General features: G+C 53.5%; 17 protein-coding genes. 10 read left to right on the forward strand and 7 right to left on the reverse strand.

The genetic code is table 11. The features are described from left to right. Positions 1-154: 154 nt before the first annotated feature. Genes atzF through urtE form a run of 8 tightly spaced genes read left to right on the forward strand, consistent with a single transcriptional unit; the run spans position 155 to position 11,865 of the window. Positions 155-1,969, forward strand: a complete 1,815-nt coding sequence (gene atzF / locus MPHASIOC01_RS05910; RefSeq protein WP_353614172.1) for an allophanate hydrolase — start codon at positions 155-157, stop codon at positions 1,967-1,969. Between the two features lie 9 nt (positions 1,970-1,978). Next, positions 1,979-5,602, forward strand: a complete 3,624-nt coding sequence (gene uca, locus MPHASIOC01_RS05915) for an urea carboxylase (RefSeq protein ID WP_353614173.1) — start codon at positions 1,979-1,981, stop codon at positions 5,600-5,602. A 55-nt stretch (positions 5,603-5,657) separates the two neighbouring features. Then, entirely contained in the window at positions 5,658-6,350 is a 693-nt protein-coding gene (locus tag MPHASIOC01_RS05920; protein WP_064593499.1) for a GntR family transcriptional regulator, read from the forward strand. Between the two features lie 43 nt (positions 6,351-6,393). After that, the gene (gene urtA / locus MPHASIOC01_RS05925) at positions 6,394-7,665 is read left to right on the forward strand and encodes an urea ABC transporter substrate-binding protein (RefSeq protein WP_353614174.1); all 1,272 of its coding nucleotides are present in this window, start codon (positions 6,394-6,396) and stop codon (positions 7,663-7,665) included. A gap of 56 nt (positions 7,666-7,721) precedes the next feature. Next, positions 7,722-9,287 carry an urea ABC transporter permease subunit UrtB gene (urtB, locus tag MPHASIOC01_RS05930; protein ID WP_405027765.1) on the forward strand — a complete coding sequence of 522 codons (1,566 nt, stop codon included), beginning with the start codon at positions 7,722-7,724 and terminating at the stop codon, positions 9,285-9,287. Next, positions 9,287-10,360, forward strand: a complete 1,074-nt coding sequence (urtC, locus tag MPHASIOC01_RS05935) for an urea ABC transporter permease subunit UrtC (protein WP_064593505.1) — start codon at positions 9,287-9,289, stop codon at positions 10,358-10,360. The genes urtB and urtC overlap by 1 nt, the downstream gene beginning before the upstream one ends. Beyond that, the gene (gene urtD, locus MPHASIOC01_RS05940) at positions 10,360-11,157 is read left to right on the forward strand and encodes an urea ABC transporter ATP-binding protein UrtD (RefSeq protein ID WP_353614175.1); all 798 of its coding nucleotides are present in this window, start codon (positions 10,360-10,362) and stop codon (positions 11,155-11,157) included. Before urtC ends, urtD begins: the two co-directional genes overlap by 1 nt. Positions 11,158-11,166: 9 nt before the next feature. After that, positions 11,167-11,865, forward strand: coding sequence for an urea ABC transporter ATP-binding subunit UrtE (gene urtE / locus MPHASIOC01_RS05945; protein WP_064593507.1), 699 nt, complete (start codon positions 11,167-11,169; stop codon positions 11,863-11,865). 13 nt (positions 11,866-11,878) lie between these two features. Here urtE and MPHASIOC01_RS05950 read toward each other — a convergent pair whose 3' ends face one another. Beyond that, positions 11,879-13,114 (reverse strand): MFS transporter, encoded by a 1,236-nt coding sequence (locus MPHASIOC01_RS05950; RefSeq protein WP_064593508.1) that lies wholly within the window; start codon positions 13,112-13,114, stop codon positions 11,879-11,881. 199 nt (positions 13,115-13,313) lie between these two features. Here MPHASIOC01_RS05950 and eamA point away from each other — a divergent pair, with 199 nt between their 5' ends. Continuing rightward, entirely contained in the window at positions 13,314-14,225 is a 912-nt protein-coding gene (gene eamA / locus MPHASIOC01_RS05955) for an O-acetylserine/cysteine exporter (protein WP_353614176.1), read from the forward strand. A 73-nt stretch (positions 14,226-14,298) separates the two neighbouring features. Here eamA and marB read toward each other — a convergent pair whose 3' ends face one another. From marB to marR, 3 genes are all read right to left on the reverse strand, one after another. Beyond that, positions 14,299-14,520 carry a multiple antibiotic resistance regulatory protein MarB gene (gene marB, locus MPHASIOC01_RS05960; RefSeq protein ID WP_064593512.1) on the reverse strand — a complete coding sequence of 74 codons (222 nt, stop codon included), beginning with the start codon at positions 14,518-14,520 and terminating at the stop codon, positions 14,299-14,301. A gap of 105 nt (positions 14,521-14,625) precedes the next feature. Beyond that, complete coding sequence (marA, locus tag MPHASIOC01_RS05965; protein ID WP_064593514.1) at positions 14,626-15,030, reverse strand: MDR efflux pump AcrAB transcriptional activator MarA; 405 nt, start codon at positions 15,028-15,030, stop codon at positions 14,626-14,628. Positions 15,031-15,047: 17 nt separating this feature from the next. Beyond that, positions 15,048-15,482, reverse strand: a complete 435-nt coding sequence (gene marR / locus MPHASIOC01_RS05970; protein WP_064593516.1) for a multiple antibiotic resistance transcriptional regulator MarR — start codon at positions 15,480-15,482, stop codon at positions 15,048-15,050. Positions 15,483-15,716: 234 nt separating this feature from the next. Here marR and MPHASIOC01_RS05975 point away from each other — a divergent pair, with 234 nt between their 5' ends. Beyond that, positions 15,717-16,391, forward strand: coding sequence for a MarC family NAAT transporter (locus tag MPHASIOC01_RS05975; RefSeq protein ID WP_064593518.1), 675 nt, complete (start codon positions 15,717-15,719; stop codon positions 16,389-16,391). Positions 16,392-16,482: 91 nt separating this feature from the next. Here MPHASIOC01_RS05975 and MPHASIOC01_RS05980 read toward each other — a convergent pair whose 3' ends face one another. The 3 genes from MPHASIOC01_RS05980 to MPHASIOC01_RS05990 form a co-directional block, all read right to left on the reverse strand. Then, positions 16,483-17,667, reverse strand: coding sequence for a sugar transporter (locus MPHASIOC01_RS05980; RefSeq protein ID WP_269448055.1), 1,185 nt, complete (start codon positions 17,665-17,667; stop codon positions 16,483-16,485). Positions 17,668-17,847: 180 nt separating this feature from the next. Continuing rightward, complete coding sequence (locus tag MPHASIOC01_RS05985; RefSeq protein WP_064593521.1) at positions 17,848-18,795, reverse strand: L-lactate dehydrogenase; 948 nt, start codon at positions 18,793-18,795, stop codon at positions 17,848-17,850. Between the two features lie 75 nt (positions 18,796-18,870). After that, positions 18,871-19,728, reverse strand: a complete 858-nt coding sequence (locus MPHASIOC01_RS05990; RefSeq protein WP_064593523.1) for a putrescine utilization regulator PtrR — start codon at positions 19,726-19,728, stop codon at positions 18,871-18,873. Positions 19,729-19,796: the final 68 nt, after the last annotated feature.

Consider the following 19,796-nt stretch of genomic DNA (forward strand, 5'->3'; position numbering starts at 1 on the left):
GTTCAATTCAGGTGCGTTTTTGCCACGGCCAGGCTGTATTTCAACCAGAGAACAGATGTGCTTTTATCTATCTCTTTGTATTAAAAAATAATTAATATTTGGCATCGCATTTGCAACTGGGATTCCATCTTGTATACCAGATGGGATTCCAGGAATGAGTACAGTTGAATATGGGCAAACACTGGCAGAATGGCGGGCGCAGTACACGCAAAACCCGCACATCGTCAGCTCTGTGCTGACCCGCTATGTAAGCCAGTTTGACCGGGCGGATAACGCCTGGATCTACCTTGCCAGCGAACAGGACATTCTTACTCAGTGCGCAGCGTTGCTGGATGCGCTGGAAGATGGCTCCAAAACACTGGTTGATATGCCACTGTTCGGCGTGCCTTTTGCAGTCAAGGACAATATCGATGTGGCGGGGATGCCAACTACTGCCGCCTGCCCGGCATTCCTTTACCACCCGGAAGTTGATGCCACGGTTGTTGCCCGCCTGAAGAGCGCCGGTGCAGTGGTGATTGGCAAAACCAATCTGGATCAGTTTGCCACCGGGCTGGTGGGCACCCGTTCACCTTATGGCGCTGTGGTTAACACATTTAACCCGGATTATGTCAGTGGAGGGTCCAGTTCAGGCTCGGCATCGGTTGTGGCCCGTGGTCTGGCGGCATTTTCGCTGGGAACCGATACCGCCGGTTCTGGCCGGGTACCTGCCGGTTTCAATAATATTGTCGGCCTGAAACCCACCAAAGGCTGGTTCTCTGCCCAGGGGGTGGTGCCCGCCTGTCGCCTGAACGACACCATTTCTGTATTTGCTCTGACTGTTGATGATGCCTGGCAAGTGGCGCAGGTCGCGGGCGGCTATGATGCTGGCGATGCCTACTCACGGGTTCACCCGGGAACAGCCCCGGCACAACTGAGCAACGCCCCCCGTTTCGCCATTCCTGAACAGTGTGAGTTTTATGGCGACAGCCAAAGTGAGCAGGCCTGGCAACAGGCGCTGGCACACCTGGTTGCACAGGGTGTGGAGCTGGTTCCCATCGATTTTACGCCGTTTCGCCAGCTCGCGGAGCAACTCTATTACGGTGCCTGGGTGGCAGAACGTACCGTTGCGGTAGGGAGCATGTTAGACCAGCCACCAGAAACCATGGACCCAACCGTGCGCCAGATTGTGGCAAATGGCAAAGCCTGGACCGCCTGTGACGCCTGGCAGGCGGAATACACGCGAGCAGGGCTGGCACGCACAATCCAGCAAGTATTAGCGGCAGTGGATGCGCTGGTGGTGCCCACTTCGCCAACCATCCACACGCTGGCAGAAATGGCGGAGGAGCCGGTTAATTACAACTCGCAATTTGGTACTTACACCAACTTCACCAACCTGGCAGACCTGAGTGCGCTGGCGGTACCCGCCGGGTTCCGTCAGGACGGTTTACCCTTCGGTATCACGCTTATTGCACCTGCGTGGCACGACCTTGCACTGGCTGCATTCGCCTGCCAGTGGCAACAACAGCAGGCGCTCCCTCTCGGCGCGACGGGGCGCCCATTAACAGCGGGGGCATCTATCACGCCCACCTTGCCGGAGTGTTATGTGCGCCTGGCCGTTGTTGGTGCGCACCTGCGTGGTATGCCGCTTAACCACCAACTCACCACCCGTGATGCGGTGTTTGTCGAAGAGACGGTCACTGCTGATAACTACCGCCTGTATGCACTGGCAGGCCAGGTTCCGGCTAAGCCCGGGCTCGCACGGGCAGAGCAGGGTAATGCCATTATCGTTGAGTTATGGGATGTGCCGCTGGCACGTTTTGGCGAGTTTGTGGCTGAAGTCCCTGCACCGTTGGGGATAGGCAGTGTCACGCTGGCAGATGGCCGGGTCGTGAAAGGGTTTATCTGTGAACCTCAGGCGCTCGGCGCCGCCACAGATATTACGCAATGGGGTGGCTGGAAAGCCTGGCTTGCTCACCAACATCTTGCCTGAGGAAGACGCATGTTTAACACGGTACTGATAGCGAATCGGGGTGAGATCGCCTGCCGGGCGATCCGTACATTAAAAAAGATGGGCATACGCAGTGTTGCTGTGTATTCCGAACCTGACCGCAATGCGCAACACGTCCATAATGCGGACGAAGCTGTCGCTTTGGCTGGCGAGAAAGCCAGTGATACCTACCTGAACATTGACAAAATAGTGGCAGCGGCAAAAGCGACCGGGGCACAGGCTATTTTCCCCGGCTATGGCTTCCTGTCTGAACGGGCAGAATTCGCTACAGCCTGCGACGAAGCAGGCCTGGTGTTTATCGGCCCGACAGCACAACAAATTGCCGACTTCGGCCTGAAACACCGGGCACGGGAACTGGCACAGGCAGCGGGTTTGCCCATGACTCCCGGTACCGGTCTGTTACAAACCCTCGACAGTGCCCTGGTTGCCGCGCAAGAGATTGGCTACCCGGTTATGCTCAAAACTACCGCAGGTGGCGGTGGGATTGGCCTGAGTTGCTGTGAAACCCCTGAAGCCCTGAGCGAAACCTGGGCCAGTGTGAAACGCATGGGGACACAATTTTTTGGTGATGACGGTGTTTTTCTGGAACGTTTTATTGCAAAGGCGCGCCATATTGAAGTGCAGATATTTGGCGATGGTAAAGGCCATGTTGTGGCGCTGGGCGAGCGCGATTGCTCACTGCAACGCCGTAACCAAAAAGTGGTTGAAGAAACACCCGCGCCGAACTTGCCGCAACGCACCCGGGAAGCGTTGCATGCCGCAGCAGTGGCGCTGGGTAAGCAGGTTAATTACCGTAGTGCCGGCACTGTTGAGTTTATCTACGATGCAGATACTGATGCTTTCTGGTTCCTGGAAGTAAACACCCGTTTGCAGGTGGAACACCCGATAACTGAAATGGTTACCGGGGTGGACCTGGTAGACGCGATGGTTACGCTGGCAGCGGGGAAAGCACCAGACTGGCAGGCTATGGCACGGGCGCCACAAGGCGCGGCTATTGAAGTCCGTGTCTACGCAGAAGATGCCTTAAAAAACTTCCAGCCCTCACCGGGTGTGCTGACCGATGTCTTTTTCCCTGAGGGAATTCGGGTTGATGGCTGGGTATCTTCGGGTAGCGAAGTCAGCGCCTTTTATGACCCGATGATAGCCAAAATCATTGTGCACGGTGCGGATCGCCACCAGGCGCTGGCAAAACTCCAGGACGCGCTTGCCGCAACCCGGTTACAGGGTATTGCCACCAATCTGGACTGGTTGCGCCAGATTATTACTCTGCCGGAATTTACCGCTGGTGTGATGTGGACCCGTTTGCTGGACAGTGTTGCGTGGCAGCCGCATGTTATTGAAGTGCTGCAACCTGGCACCTGGAGCAGTGTCCAGGATTATCCGGGGCGAACCGGCTACTGGGATATCGGTGTTCCGCCGTCAGGCCCAATGGATGATTACGCTTTTCAGTTAGCCAACCGTATTGTGGGTAACCACCCGTCAGCCGCGGGCCTGGAATTTACTTTGCTGGGGCCAACACTGCGTTTCCATTGTGATGCAGTCATTGCCCTTACCGGAGCAAACTGCCCGGCGACGCTGGATGACAAAACTGTTGCTTTATGGCAACCCATCGTAGTGAAAGCAGGCCAGGTTCTGTCTCTGGGCCGCGCCAGCACAGGGTGCCGTACTTATCTTGCGGTGCGTAATGGTATTGATGTGCCGGTTTATCTGGGTAGCCGTTCAACTTTTGCCCTGGGCCAGTTTGGCGGACATGGCGGGCGCACCCTGCGTGTAGCAGATACCCTGGCCATTTCCCAACCAGATTTACCGGCCTGTACAACGCCGGCACCCATTGGTTTACCTCAGATACCTGAGCCTGCGCTTATTCCCGAGTACGATACCGTGTGGGATATCGGTGTGCTGTATGGCCCTCACGGCGCACCCGATTTCTTTACGCCGGAATCGATGGAAACCTTTTTTAGCAGTGAGTGGGAAGTCCATTACAACTCCAACCGGCTGGGTGTCCGCCTGATGGGGCCCAAACCAGAATGGACGCGCGCCGATGGCGGTGAAGCTGGCCTGCATCCTTCCAACGTACATGACTGCGAATACGCCATTGGCGCGATTAACTTCACCGGCGACTTCCCAGTGATCCTCACCCGTGACGGCCCAAGCCTTGGTGGGTTTGTATGCCCGGTCACCATCGCCCGGGCTGAGTTGTGGAAAGTGGGGCAGGTGAAACCCGGTGATAAAATTCGCTTTCACGCCATCAATTTTGAACATGCCCAGTCTCTGGACATCGCCCGCCAGGTGGCCGTCACTAATTTGTGTGCCGCCAGCACCTTGCCGGACCGGCACCCGGCAATCAGCCCGGGGAAAACCAGCAGTGCGGCAATTCTGGCTGAACAACCGGCACAGGGCGATATCCCGGCAGCCGTCTGGCGCCAGGCCGGTGATAACTACCTCCTGATTGAGTATGGCGACAACGTTCTCGACCTGGCTTTGCGCCTGCGGGTGCATTTGCTGATGGAAGCCCTGCGCGCCAGCGGCCAGCCGGGTATTGAAGAGCTTTCACCAGGCGTGCGTTCACTGCAGGTGCGTTACGACGCCCAGCGCATATCACAAAGCCAGCTAATGGCCTTGCTACTGGAGCTGGAAGCGCAGTTAGGCGATGTCAGTAAACTGTGTATTCCGTCGCGTATTGTTTATTTGCCTATGGCCTTTGAAGACAGCGCCACGCTGGGTGCGGTTGAGCGCTACCAGCAAACAGTCCGCCAGCAGGCCCCCTGGTTGCCCAATAACGTGGACTTTATTCAGCGCGCCAACGGCCTGGCACACCGCGATGAAGTTAAAAATATTATTTTTGATGCCAGCTACCTGGTGCTTGGCCTGGGGGATGTGTACCTCGGTGCACCTTGCGCAGTACCTGTCGACCCGCGCCACCGCCTGTTGAGTTCTAAATACAACCCGGCACGCACCTGGACGGCTGAGGGCACAGTGGGTATCGGCGGCATGTATATGTGCATTTACGGCATGGATTCCCCGGGAGGCTATCAACTGGTCGGGCGTACTGTGCCTATCTGGAACAAATTCCTCAAAAACAGCCAGTTTGGTGATGAGCCCTGGTTACTGAAATTCTTCGACCAGGTGCGTTTCTACCCGGTAAGCGAAACCGAACTTACCGAATTCCGCGATGCCTTCCGTGAAGGCCTTGCCACCGTGCGAGTAGAAGAGAGCACCTTTGATTTTGCTGAATACACCCGGTTCCTGGCGGATAACGCCCAGGATATCGCAGATTTTCGCTCCCGCCAGCAGGCGGCCTTCGCCTCGGAAGTGGTGCACTGGCAAAACCAGATGGAAGACGAGGCGGTGGCGGAAACCTTTGCCGGCTGTGAGGCGGATGAGGAAGTTGACGGCCACCTGGTGAGCGCGGACCTCAATGGCAATATCTGGAAAATTCTGGTCGAACCGGGCCAGAAAGTGAAACAAGGCGAACCACTGATTGTGGTGGAAGCCATGAAGATGGAACTGATGGTGGAAGCACCTTGTGACGGCGAAGTTATCCGTATCAGTTGCCAGCAAGGGCGGCCAGTAGCGCCGGGCGATGCCTTGCTCTGGCTGGATAACGCCAGTTAAGTGAAGACGCCGCAGGCACCGGTGGCACCGCGGCAAAAAAGAGAACTGTACCCACATGACAAATATCAGCAAAGCCCCGCGAACCCAGGGGCAGGCGGAACGGATTTATCACCAACTGAAGCAGGATATTTTTGATTTCCGCCTGCTTCCCGGTGACCACTTCAGCGAGAGTGAAATCGCAGCGCGGATGGGCGCGAGCCGCACACCGGTTCGCCAGGCTTTGTACGCACTTGAGCAGGAAGGTTATGTCGCTGTCCAGCCGCGTAGTGGCTGGCAGGTAAAACACATTGATTTTGATTACCTGGAATCGCTTTACGACTTAAGGGTGGTACTGGAACTGGAAGCGGTGAAGCGTTTATGCGCACTGCCGCCAGACAGCCAGCCTGCCATCCTGCTGGCACTGAAAACATTCTGGACGGATTCCGCACCACTCCCCGACGGCCAGGAAGTGGCCCGCTATGACGAGCAGTTCCATATGGATCTGGTCATGGCGGCGGGTAACCCGGAAATGGCGCGGGTTCACCGGGATGTCACCGAAAAGATTCGCATAGTCCGGCGTATGGACTTCACCAAAACGCCCCGTGTCGAGGCAACTTACGCTGAGCACGGTGCCATTTTGCAGGCCATCATGGCGCGCGAGACCGAGGAGGCTCAGAACCGACTACAGCAGCATATTGCACAAAGCCAGAAAGAAGTTCGTACGATAACGCTTCATACGCTGCACCAGGCGCGGCAGCAGAAGCTTTGAAATGCGGCATTGCCGCGGACCTCTATTTATCAGGAGTGAATTTATGCACCGTCGTACTCTGTTAAAAGCTTTTGCCTTATCCGCATCCGTTATCAGCATGGGGCTGGCGTTTAACGCTTATGCCGCTGATACCATCAAGGTCGGTATTCTGCACTCTTTGTCTGGCACGATGGCGATTTCAGAGACACCACTGAAAAATATGGCATTGATGACCATTGATGACATCAATGCCCATGGCGGTGTTTTGGGTAAAAAACTGGAACCTGTGGTGGTTGACCCGGCCTCCAACTGGCCGTTGTTTGCTGAAAAAGCCCGCCAGTTACTGACCCAGGATAAAGTCGCTGTGGTATTCGGCTGCTGGACATCAGTGTCCCGTAAATCCGTCTTGCCGGTATTTGAAGAACTGAATGGCCTGCTGTTTTATCCGGTGCAGTACGAAGGCGAAGAGATGTCGCCCAACGTATTTTATACCGGTGCGGCACCTAACCAGCAGGCCATTCCGGCGGTTCAGTACCTGATGAGCGAAGACGGTGGCGCGGCCAAACGTTTCTTCCTGCTGGGTACCGATTACGTTTACCCGCGCACCACTAATAAGATCCTGCGTAACTACCTGCACAGCAAAGGGGTACAGGATAAAGACATCGAAGAGGTGTATACCCCATTTGGGTACAGCGATTACCAGACCATTGTTGCCAATATTAAAAAGTTCGCCGCAGGCGGGAAAACCGCAGTTATTTCCACTATCAATGGCGACTCCAACGTGCCGTTCTATAAAGAGCTGGCAAACCAGGGCGTGAAAGCGACCGATATCCCGGTTGTCGCTTTCTCCGTTGGTGAAGAAGAACTGCGCGGTATCGACACCAAACCCCTGGTGGGCAACCTGGCTGCCTGGAACTACTTCGAATCGCTGGATAACCCAACCAACAAAAAATTTGTCGCTGAATGGAAGGCTTACGCTAAATCCCACAACCTGCCAAACGCCGACACCGTAGTCACCAACGACCCGATGGAAGCCACCTGGGTGGGTATGCATATGTGGGCGCAGGCGGTAGAAAAAGCCGGAACCACCGATGTGGATAAAGTGCGTGCGGCAATGGCCGGGCAAACCTTTAAAGCACCATCGGGTTACACACTGACCATGGATGCCACCAACCACCATCTGCATAAACCAGTCATGATCGGTGAGATTGAAAGTGACGGGCAATTTAACGTGGTGTGGCAGACTGATAAACCCGTGCGTGCCCAGCCCTGGAGCCCCTATATCCATGGGAATGAAAACAAGCCGGATTACCCTGTTAAATCAACGGGTAAATAACGTTTTCTCCTCCCGGTAACGGGAGGAACCCTCGCCTGGAGGAAATCATGAAACCTGTGCTTATCATACGTCTGCTACTGGTGCTGGCGTGTTTGCTTTCGCGTGTTGTCTGGGCAACCGATGCCGATACCTTTGTCAGTGCCAGCCGTTCCGCGCAGGCCAGCCTGCTACAACAGTGGGCTGCAGCACCAGATAAAGCTCGTTTGCCACTGCTGAAAGCACTGAAGCAGGAAGTGCTGGTGGCAGACGACAATCACCATGCATTCAGCAAACAGAACAGCAACCTGCTGCCTCTGGGCGCGGCGGCCACACCGGAAGGTGATATTCACCCGGTCAGGTTAACCAACCGGCTGCGTGTTTTGGTCGCGGGTGCACTGGCAACACACCAACTTTTAAGTGACAACGTCACGGAGCGTCTACAGGGTGCCAAAAATTTAGTGGATGACAGCCAGGGAACACTGATTCCGCTGATTACCCGCCAGCTCGCCAGTGAAACGGACCCGAAAGTGAAAGCCGCGCTGCAACTGGCACTGGCTAACCTGCAACTGGGTAGCCCGGATGCAGCAGTACGGCTGGCAGCTGTAACCAGACTGGGGCAGGACAGTGACCCGGATGTCCAGGCGCGGCTTCACCCAATGACAGACCCGGCTCATGAGCCCGATGCCCGGGTGCGTGCCGCCGCACAGGCAAGCCTGGATAAAATTCATCACCGCTTAATGCTGGGCGATATTCTCGGCCAGGCGTTTATGGGGATTTCCTTAGGTTCGGTGTTATTACTGGCCGCGCTGGGGCTGGCAATTACCTATGGCCTGCTGGGGGTCATCAATATGGCTCATGGCGAAATGTTGATGCTTGGCGCATACAGTGCCTGGATGGTGCAAAACCTGCTGCACAGCTTCGCGCCAGGGCTGGAAAGCCTGTACCCGGTAGTGGCATTGCCGGTCGCCTTCTGTGTGACCGGTGGCCTTGGCATGGTGCTGGAGCGCACGATCATTCGCCATTTATATGGCAGGCCGCTGGAAACGTTGCTGGCAACCTGGGGAATTAGCCTGATGTTGATTCAGATTGTGCGGATGGTGTTTGGCGCGCAGAACGTGGAAGTGGCAAACCCGGGCTGGTTGTCCGGCGGCATCCAGGTGTTGCCTAACCTGATCCTGCCATGGAACCGCCTGGTGGTTATCGCATTTGTTTTGCTGGTGCTGTTCTTTACCTGGCTTGTGTTAAACAAAACCCGCTTGGGTATGAATGTGCGTGCGGTTACGCAAAACCGGGCCATGGCTGCCTGCTGTGGGGTACCGGTGGGGCGTGTTGATATGCTGGCGTTTGGGCTGGGTTCTGGCATTGCCGGGCTGGGTGGCGTGGCGCTTTCGCAGTTGGGGAACGTTGGCCCTGAACTGGGCCAGGGGTACATCATTGATTCTTTCCTGGTGGTGGTTCTCGGTGGTGTGGGCCAGCTTGCCGGAAGTGTGGCGGCTGCATTTGGCCTTGGGATCTTCAACAAAATTCTTGAGCCACACACCGGTGCTGTACTGGGCAAAATATTGATTCTCGGGCTGATTATTTTGTTTATTCAAAAACGGCCGCAGGGATTGTTTGCCCTTAAAGGGAGGGTTATTGACTGATGACACAACCAATCACACTAACGCTTTACCAGAAAGCGCCACGCCTTGCTCAGGTTGCGGGTGGCATTCTGGTGCTGGCACTGTTTATTCTCCCGTTTCTGGCTTTGCTCCCGGCGGAAAACCCGTTAAGTATTTCGGTATGGACATTAACCCTGCTGGGTAAAATCCTCTGTTACAGCGTGATGGCGGTGGCGCTCGATTTGGTCTGGGGTTATGCCGGAATGCTTTCTCTGGGGCATGGAATATTCTTTGCTCTTGGCGGTTATGGTATGGGTATGTATCTCATGCGCCAGGCTGCGGGCACGGGCCTGCCTGATTTTATGTCTTTCCTGTCATGGAACCATCTGCCCTGGTTCTGGGTGGGCAGTGAACATTTTCTCTGGGCATTAATGCTGATTATTCTGGTGCCTGGTTTACTGGCACTGGTATTTGGCTTCTTCGCCTTCCGCTCGCGCATTAAAGGTGTGTACTTCTCGATTATCACTCAGGCATTAACCTGGGCCGGAATGTTATTGTTCTTTCGTAATGAAACCGGCTTTGGTGGTAATAACGGGTTTACCGGTTTCACCACGCTGTTAGGGTTTTCTGTTACCGCCACCAGCACCCGGGTGGGTTTGTTTATTGCTTCACTTACCCTGTTGCTGGTGAGCCTGGGCGCAGGGTTATGGCTGGCGCGCAGCAAATACGGCCGCGTGTTGACAGCGGTGCGCGATGCAGAAAACCGCCTGATGTTTTGCGGTTACGATCCCCTGGGATTCAAATTACTCATCTGGACGCTTTCCGCTGTACTGTGCGGCCTTGCCGGGGCGCTGTATGTGCCACAAGTCGGGATTATTAACCCCAGCGAAATGTCGCCGACAAACTCGATTGAAGCGGCTATCTGGGTCGCTCTTGGTGGCCGGGGAACACTAATTGGCCCGGTTATTGGCGCGTTTGCGGTGAACGGAGCCAAAAGTATTTTTACCGTGGTGTTGCCGGAATACTGGCAAATCTGCCTCGGGCTGCTTTTTATACTGGTGACCCTGTTCTTACCGCGTGGTGTGGTGGGTTTGCTGCGCAAAGGAGATAAATAATGGCGATGCAGGATACGCTTTTTACCCGACAGCTACCGGCAGACCAGTTCCGCGAACAGACAGACCCGGTACTACAACTGGAAAATATCAACGTCAGTTTTGAGGGTTTCCAGGCGCTAACCAATCTGTCCATGCGCATTGGTGTTGGAGAACTGCGCTGCGTGATTGGCCCGAACGGTGCCGGGAAAACAACGTTAATGGATGTCATTACCGGGAAAACCCGCCCCCAGAGCGGGCAGGCGGTATATGACCAGTCGGTTGACTTGCTCAGGCTGAACTCAGTGGAAGTGGCCCGTAAAGGTATAGGGCGTAAATTCCAGAAACCTACCGTATTTGAAGCCCTCAGCGTGTTCGAAAACCTGGAAATAGCGCAGAAAACGCATAAAGGTGTGTGGGCCACGCTCAGAGCGCGGCTTAATAGCGAGCAGCGCGACCGCATCGACAGCGTGCTGGCGCTATTACATTTATCACAGGAGCGCCATCGTGCGGCAGGCGCGTTGTCTCACGGGCAAAAACAATTTCTGGAAATAGGTATGTTACTGGTACAGGAGCCGCACTTACTGCTGCTGGATGAACCTGCGGCAGGCATGACAGATGCGGAAACCGAATATACCGCAGAGCTCTTTCGTGGCCTTGCAGGCCAGCACTCTTTAATGGTGGTTGAGCATGATATGGGCTTTGTTGAAACCATTGCAGATTCTGTGACTGTATTGCATCACGGGCAGGTACTTGCCGAAGGCTCACTGGCTGAAGTGCAGGCCAACGAGCAGGTGATTGATGTTTATCTTGGCCGCTAAGGGGGCAGCATGCTGGATGTAAGTAACCTGCAACAGTACTACGGTGGCAGCCATATTTTACGCGGGGTAACCTTCACGGCCAGGCCCGGTGAGGTCACTTGCCTGCTGGGGCGTAATGGCGTGGGTAAAAGTACATTGCTGAAATGCCTGATGGGGCTTATTCCTGCCAAATCCGGACAGGTAACCTGGAACGGAGCGGATATTACCCACCGTAAGCCGTATCAGCGGGTCAATGCCGGAGTGGCTTATGTTCCTCAGGGGCGTGAAATTTTCCCGCGCCTTACTGTTGAAGAAAACCTGCTGATGGGTTTATCCCGTTTCCCGGCAGGCAAGGCAGGACAGGTACCAGAAGAGATTTATCAGTTATTTCCAGTGCTGAAAGAGATGAAACAGCGCCGTGGTGGTGACTTGTCTGGCGGCCAGCAACAACAACTGGCTATCGGGCGGGCACTGGCCTGTAAACCAGGGTTGTTGATCCTTGATGAGCCGACAGAAGGTATTCAGCCTTCGGTGATTAAAGAAATCGGCCAGGTTATTCGTACCCTCTCTGCCCGGGGGGATATGGCGATTTTACTGGTCGAGCAGTTCTACGATTTTGCCGCAGAACTGGCCGATCAGTATCTGGTGATGTCGCGCGGCACCATTATCCAGCAAGGCGCTGGCGCACAAATGGAAGCTGACGGTGTGCGCGGGCTGGTGGCAATCTGACATATGACAGCCATTATTCACTGGCAGGGTGCGCGGCACGGGGTGTGTTGCGCACTTCCATACCGAGCAACATTAGCCACCAGGCGGCACAAATCGCGACAATAAAAGCACAAAACAACACCGGAGCCGGAAACCAGGTCAGCATATAGCCGGTGACCAGTGGGTTTGCCGCTGCGCCAAGGTTGCCAATGTTCTGCGCGGAGAAGTAACTGGCTTTCATGCCCGGCGGTGCAATGTGGTCAATCAGCATATATTCACCGGGCACGTAAATCAGTTCGCCAAAGGTAAAAACAACGGCCGCAATCCCCCAGAAAACCAGGTTATTTCCGGCGTATAAAAAACCCAGCAGGCCAAGGCTGAAACAGACCGAACCAATAAACATCCACCCTTTTAAGCGCGACGGGCGCAGTTGTTTACCTACCCAATACTGGAAGCTGACCACGACCAGTGCGTTGATGGGTAACACCACACTGACCACTTTTTCAGCCAGCGCGTTATCGGCAACAACCAGCACATACTGGGACAGAAACGACACAAATGAACCGCACACCAGTGAACTGAGAAAACCCGACAGCGTGAAATAGCCCAGTGCTTTATCGTGCAGTAAAACCGAGAGGGACCAGGAGTCAGGCGTTTTTTCGTCTGTACCTGCTATTTCATTGCTGGCCCGGTACGCCGGCTGCTGGGCAGGCACTCGCAAGCCAATTAACACAAATGGCAGTGAGGCACTGAGTGCCGCGAGCCAGAAGGGCAGGTGCACATTGTACAGCATGACCATCGTGCCGAGCGGTGGGCCAATGGTCCAGCCAATATTGATGAAGGTGTAGTTGAGCGAAAAAATGCCCGGTCGCCGCACGGGTGGCAGTGTGTCGGAAAAATAACCTTTGAGGACCGAGGCAAATACCGAGTATGAGCAGTTGATCACCGCATAAAAAGCGACCGTCATCCACGGTGTCTGGCTAAGAGGAATGCCAATAAACCCGGCAATAAAACAGCCGGTGGCAATCAACATATAACGTTTTTTATCGAACCGGTCTGCCAGCATGCCAAATGTCAGGCTGAACGCCACACCAATGACCAGGGCAAACGTCATTGCCAGTCCCACTTTATCCACACTCATCCCATACTGGCGGTGCAGGTAGATGGTCATAAAAGGCAGCGTCATACCACGGCCTAAGGTGATGCATAACGAAGCCAGGAGCAGGATGAGCACTGGTCCATCAGGTAAACGCTTTTTGTTATGTTTCATGGAGAGAAAATACGCAATGTAAAGAAATCTTTAGTTACATAGCAATAACATGCCTTCCCTGAGGCTGTACAGCGCCATAAGGTGTCTGTATGTGCTTTTCGTGCGGAGAAAAATCTGGGTGTCGCCATTTTGTTAAATTTCTATTAACCTGGTGTATTAGTAACTCAATGATAAAAACAGGAACAAAGGCTAACAGGCTATGACAAAAAAAGATGGATTGCTGGCATTGATGGTGGTGGTTGTCTGGGGGTTAAATTTTGTGGTTATCAAAGTGGGGTTGCATGGTATGCCGCCTCTGTTACTGGCGGGGTTGCGTTTTCTGCTGGTCGCCTTCCCGGCGTTACTTTTTGTCCGGCGCCCCAACGTTCCTTTTCGCCTCCTGGCCGGGTATGGCCTGACCATCAGTTTTGGGCAGTTTGCGTTTTTATTTACCGCGATTAAGTTTGGTATGCCTGCTGGTCTCGCTTCGCTGGTGCTTCAGGCGCAGGCATTTTTTACCATTTTGCTGGGCACCATCTTTTTCAACGAGCGTTTGAGTGTGAAACAACTGGTCGGTATTACACTCGCAGTGCTGGGCATACTGGTGCTAATTGAAGGTAGTCTGACCGGGGAAAATATTGCGCTGAGTGGTTTTATGCTGACGCTGGCCGCAGCATTCAGTTGGGGATGCGGGAATATTTTTAATAAAAAGATCATGCAGCTGTCACAACCGCCAGCCATTATGTCGCTCGTCGTGTGGAGTGCACTGATCCCGGTTATCCCTTTTTTGCTGGGTAGCCTGGCGTTTGATGGCCCACAGGTAATTATGTTGAGTCTTCAGCACATTGATTTAACAACAATACTGTCGCTGGCGTACCTGGCCTTCCTGGCCACTATTGTGGGCTACGGTATTTGGGGCAGCCTGCTTGGGCGCTATGAAACATGGCGTATCGCTCCGTTGTCATTACTGGTACCCGTTTTTGGTATGGGAAGTGCCGCGTTGCTGCTGGGTGAACACCTGAGTTTGTTGCAGCTTGCTGGCGCAGTGCTGATAATGCTGGGGCTGTATATTAATGTTTTTGGCTTACGGTTGCCGCAGGGCGTTCGCCGGGCGCGTTCCACATCGCTGTAACAAGAGCGGCAGCCGGGTGGAAGTTACCGATGACCATCTGATGGCCATCTGGTGGTCATCGGAGGAGCACCGCTTAGCGGTGCGTGTTGTTATGGTAAAACGCCACACCCAGGTTTTCGTTGCGTTCTTGAGCCACATCGGGTTTTGCGCTGTTAAGGCTGGTATTGCTGGCAGAAGGTATCAGCATCGCGCCATGCCCTGTTTGCCGGGGAATAAATTCGCTGGGTTGTTCTGCAATAACACTGCCTGCCACTAAAACCAGAAGTAGCGCGGCACCTTGTGCTAAATGTTTCATGTTTCCTTCTTACACCTTTGCAGGTGGTATTAAAAAAAGCGACCAGCAGACATAAAGCCTGTGGCCGTTTTGCGGTATTACTTAACGGTGTTACAGGGCCTGCAATTAGTTCATGCAGTAGTGCTGCTGCCCGTCATTGTTGAGTGGGAACAAAAACTTTCCCTGGGTCGGGGCATTATTCGCAACACGGTATTTGTGCGGCGGAATAGAAAAATAGTTCTTAAAGGTTCGCGTCAACGTTTGTTGAGACTCGAAACCATAGCGTTCAGCAAGATAAAGAATTGGCTCATCGCTTTCTTTCAACTTCTGCGCGATTTCCGTCAATTTGCGATTGCGGATATACTGGCCCAGTGAGTGTCCTGTTTCTTTCTTGAACATCCGTTGCAGGTGCCATTTTGAATAGCCGGAGCGCTGGGAAACTTTCTCCAGTGACAGCGGGGATTCCAGGTTATCCTCAATCCAGTCTAAAATGCTGTGTACGGTAATCGCATCATTATTTCGTCTGGACATAGCTTCACCTCATCTGTTTAGAGCAGAATTTTTTTCAGCAAACATTCAAGTTGTGCAATTTCTTCTGCCGTCAGGTTTTTTGTTAATTCTTTATGCAGGTCATGCCCCACTAAACGGTGGCAGTACTGGCATAACTCACGGCCTTCTTCCGTGAGTTCGACGATGACACACCGTTTGTCGTCAGGGTTCGGGCGACGTGATACCCAACCTTTACACGCCAGACGATCCAGCATGCGGGTAAGGGCACCCATGTCGACCGAGAGTGATTTACTTAAGTCTCCCGGTGTAATAGCCACCTCACAGAAGATGGAGCACAGCACTTTAAATTGCGGTGCAGTCACATCCTGCGGGGAGAGATACTCGGTTAACAGACGGTCTTTCTTTTGATTCACCAGGTGGATCAGACGGCCCAGCGGGATGATTTCATTGAACAGATCGCATGTCGTTTTCACAATTCTTTGCCCAGGCAAATAGATTAATCACGCGAGATACTATTGCCCAGGCAAGGATAAGTCAATCATATAGCGACCTGGATCACACAAAGTGCTAAAACGCTTAGTCTGATAAAAATATACATACGTAATAATAAGAGATGCACATTGTTCTCCCTGAGAAATGTGAGCTAGCATTTATCTCTGATTTTATTGGATTAATCGTAAAGCAGCAGAAGGACAAAGGAACACAAAATGCTCGAACTCGTTAAAGCAGTCAGTCTTGGGCTGGTCGTATTATTGCCTTTGGCGAACCCTCTCACCACGGTAGCGCTGTTCCTTGGGCTGAGCGGGAATATGAATACCCAGGAGCGCCATCGTCAGTCACGCCAGGCTTCAATTAATGTATTTATTATTATGATGGTAGCCTGGTATGCCGGCCAGGTGGTGATGAATACGTTTGGGATTTCGATTCCCGGGCTACGTATTGCAGGTGGGTTGATTGTGGCATTTATTGGTTTCCGTATGCTTTTCCCGAAAGAAAAACCCCACGAAATCCCGGAGGCTAAATCTAAATCAGAGGAGCTGGCCAGAGACTCCGGGGCCAATATCGCTTTTGTGCCGCTGGCGATGCCTTCTACTGCCGGCCCCGGGACCATCGCCATGATAATCAGTACAGCATCGACCGTACATCACACTACGGAATTTCCCCATTGGGTGCTGGTGGTGGGCCCTCCAGCAACATTTTTGTGCGTTAGCCTGATTCTGTGGGGCTGCCTGCGGGGTTCCGGCGCGGTGATGCGCATTGTGGGAAAAGGGGGAATCGATGCGATTTCCCGTGTTATGGGATTTTTGTTGGTGTGTATGGGCGTTCAGTTCGTGATTAACGGTGTTCTGGACATCATTCAGCATTACCCCGGGCATGCCTGATTGCCACTGCAAAATAAAACGCTCTGTCAGAGACAGGGCGTTTTTACTTGTGACTGGTATTCATGCCACCCGCTTAATCGCTGCCAGTGGATTAATGGCTCGGCTGGCGTTCCAGGCTTTGCGGCCAGCGGCGGAAAATGACCACCGACCACACCAGTGCGGCAACAGCGGGTAGTGCGCCCAGGTAGCCGATGGCTGACATAGACAGGTGCAGGCTTATCTGGTTGCCAAGCAGAGCTCCGGCACCAATACCAATATTAAAAATCCCGGAGAACAGGGACATTGCCACATCGGTTGCATCGGGTGCCAGCGACAGAACTTTAACCTGCATACCCAGCCCAATTATCATAAAGGCGATGCCCCAGAACAGGCTCAGGATGATAAGCGCGTTTGCTGAAGCGGACGCAGGCATCAGCAAGGCCAGGCAGCACACCAGAACCCCAATGGCGCAACTGACCAGGCCTGAGGCATGCTGATTACCAAGCTTACTGAAGATGATACTGCCGATAATCCCGGCGCCACCAAGAATCAGCAACAATACAGTGGCGAAGTTGGCGCTGAAACCGGCAACTGTCTGTACAAAAGGCTCAATATAGCTGTAGGCCGTGTAATGTGCGGTAACCACAACCACAGTAAGAACATAAATACTGACCAGCGCAGGTCGGCGGAACAACACAGGCAGGCTTTTTAATGAGCCGGAATGTTCACTTGGCATACGCGGTAACAGTTGCATCAGGCACACCAGCGTAACTAACGCGCCAACGCCAATGGCAAAAAAAGTGGTGCGCCAGCTAAAGTACTGGCCAATAACGCGACCCAGTGGCAACCCCAGCACCATGGCTAATGCAGTGCCGGTTGCCAGAAGACTGAGTGCCTGAGCGCGTTTACCCGCAGGGGCAAGGCGAATGGCCAGAGATGCAGTAATTGACCAGAACACCGCGTGGGAAAATGCAACGCCAATCCGGCTAATCACCAGCACGGTAAAATTCCAGGCCAGGAATGAAAGTGCATGGCTGGCAATAAACAGCAAGAAGATACCGATCAGTAACTTTTTGCGTTCCATCTGGCTGGTTAACAGCATAAAAGGCAACGACATCAGCCCGACCACCCAGGCATAAATTGTCAGCATTATCCCCACCTGAGCGGTACTCATGCTGAAGCTTTCGGCAATATCCGATAACAGCCCGACAGGGACAAATTCAGTGGTATTAAAGATAAACGCGGCAATAGCGAGGGTCAGAACCCGAAGCCATGCAACACGGCGGGAAACAGTCATGGATGTGTTCATTGTTTGAGTCTGCGCAGGTGTTCCCATCAACGGTGGGGCGATGATAAAACCAACAATTCAGGCGTACAAGAAAAATTGTGATCCACATCTCTTTTTTTACATTTCAGTACAAGTGAGCTCTCACACAATGGCACTGCGGGGTTGTTCTTTTCCCGGCCGTCTGGACCACTATTGCGGCAGACGGGCAATATTTGCCTGAATAATACGCGCGGCTTCGTCAAACTTAGCCTGTTCCTCTTGCGCCAGTTGCAGCTCAATAATTTGTTGCACGCCACTTTGTGCCAGTACCGCAGGGACACCAATGGCGATACCTGTTTTTCCGTACTCCCCATCCAGTACACAGGAAATCGCCAGTGCGCGGTGGCTCCCGGTGAAAATATTACGGCAGATCTCCGTAATGGTGCCGGCAATACCAAACTCGGTACAGCCTTTACCGGCATAAATTTCAAACCCCAGTTTACGCACTTTTTCAGCAATGGCGTTTGTGTCCAGCACCGTGCCGGTACGCCGTTTCCAGACATCACTCACGGGCGAACCGTATACAGAAGAGTGCGACCAGACAGGGAACTGTGCGTCGCCATGTTCACCCAGAATGAAAGCATCAATACTCTGCGGGCCAATATCCAGTGCCTGAGCCAGGGTGCGGCGTAACCGGGTGGTGTCCAGCCACACTCCGGTGCCAATGACTTGCTGGCGGGGTAAACCGGATAACTGCCACACCTGCCAGGTAATAATATCGCAGGGGTTTGTGGCAATCAGGAAAATGCCGTTAAAACCATTAGCCATCATTTCAGGAACCAACTGCTTCATAATACGGGCCGTATTGGTCAGTTCATCAAGCCGGGTTTGCCCGGGCTTGAGCGGCCCGCCGGAAACGGTAATGACGGCGATATCCACATCAGCACAATCACTGGCATCACGTTGGGTAATGGTTACCATACCGGGCATATAAGCGGCGGCGTCGGACAAATCCTGGCAATGGGCTTCAGCCCGGGTTTTATTCAGGTCAACCAGAACCAGTTCTTCACAAATATTTTGGTTGAGCAAAGCCCAGGCAGCGGCAGTGCCGACATTACCTGCGCCAATAATCATTACCTTACGGGGTTTGGTGTTCATGTGTGTTCCACAGAATTTAAGCAAACAGAGCTACGTTACACCGCGCCAGGTGCGGCTAAAAATTATTTTTGCTTATTATGAAGGACCCAGCAGGTTGAGCAATGCACGCAATTGCGGGGTCAGGCTGTCTTTCCGCCAGATTAACGCTGTTTCGCGCCAGCGCCAGGCCTCATTCACCGGCCAGATATTCACCTGATGCGCACCCGGCATAATTGCCAGCATTGCCCTGGGGATCATAGCCAGGCCTGCTCCGGCAATCACGCAGGCCAGGATCCCATGCCATGATTCCATCTCATAAATTTGCCCCGGGCGGGCATTATCAGCCTGAAACCAGGATTCGAAATGATGGCGGTATGAACAGTTGGCCTTGAATGCATACAAACTGGCGCCGTCCACCTCGCGGGCCCGGTGAACTGGGGGATGGCTGCCGGGGGCAATAATCACCATCTCTTCATTACACAATGGCCGGTACTCAAGCGCCGGGTTTTTAAAAGGCACGTCGGTGAATGCCGCTGCTAACCGGCCATTGAGCACTGACTCTATCATATCGCCGGAAGGTCCTGTGGTAAGCGTCAGTTGTACCGAGGGATAACGCCGGTTAAAACGCGCCAGAAGTTCCGGAATGCGAATAGCCGCAGTGCTTTCCAGTGAGCCCAATGGCAACAACCCTGATGGCACATCACCCGTTACAGAAAAGCGTGCTTCATTCGCCAGCGCCAGCAGGCGTTTACTGTACTGGTAAAAATTTTGCCCGGCGGGGGAAACGCGCAAACGTTGGTTCTCACGAATAAATAAACTCACGCCCAGTTCTTCTTCCAACTGGCGTATACGGGTGGTCAGGTTGGATGGCACCCGGTGCACCTGGCGGGCGGCCTCACTGATACTGCCCGTTTCAACCACACTAACAAACATGCTGAGTTGGGTAAAATCCATGGTTTTCTCTAAACGTGAATGGTTTTTTTCTAATTATTCAGTTTTCATAATAACCAGGCAAGACTATT

Source organism: Mangrovibacter phragmitis, from assembly GCF_040429585.1.
In the GTDB taxonomy this organism is placed as follows: domain Bacteria; phylum Pseudomonadota; class Gammaproteobacteria; order Enterobacterales; family Enterobacteriaceae; genus Mangrovibacter; species Mangrovibacter phragmitis.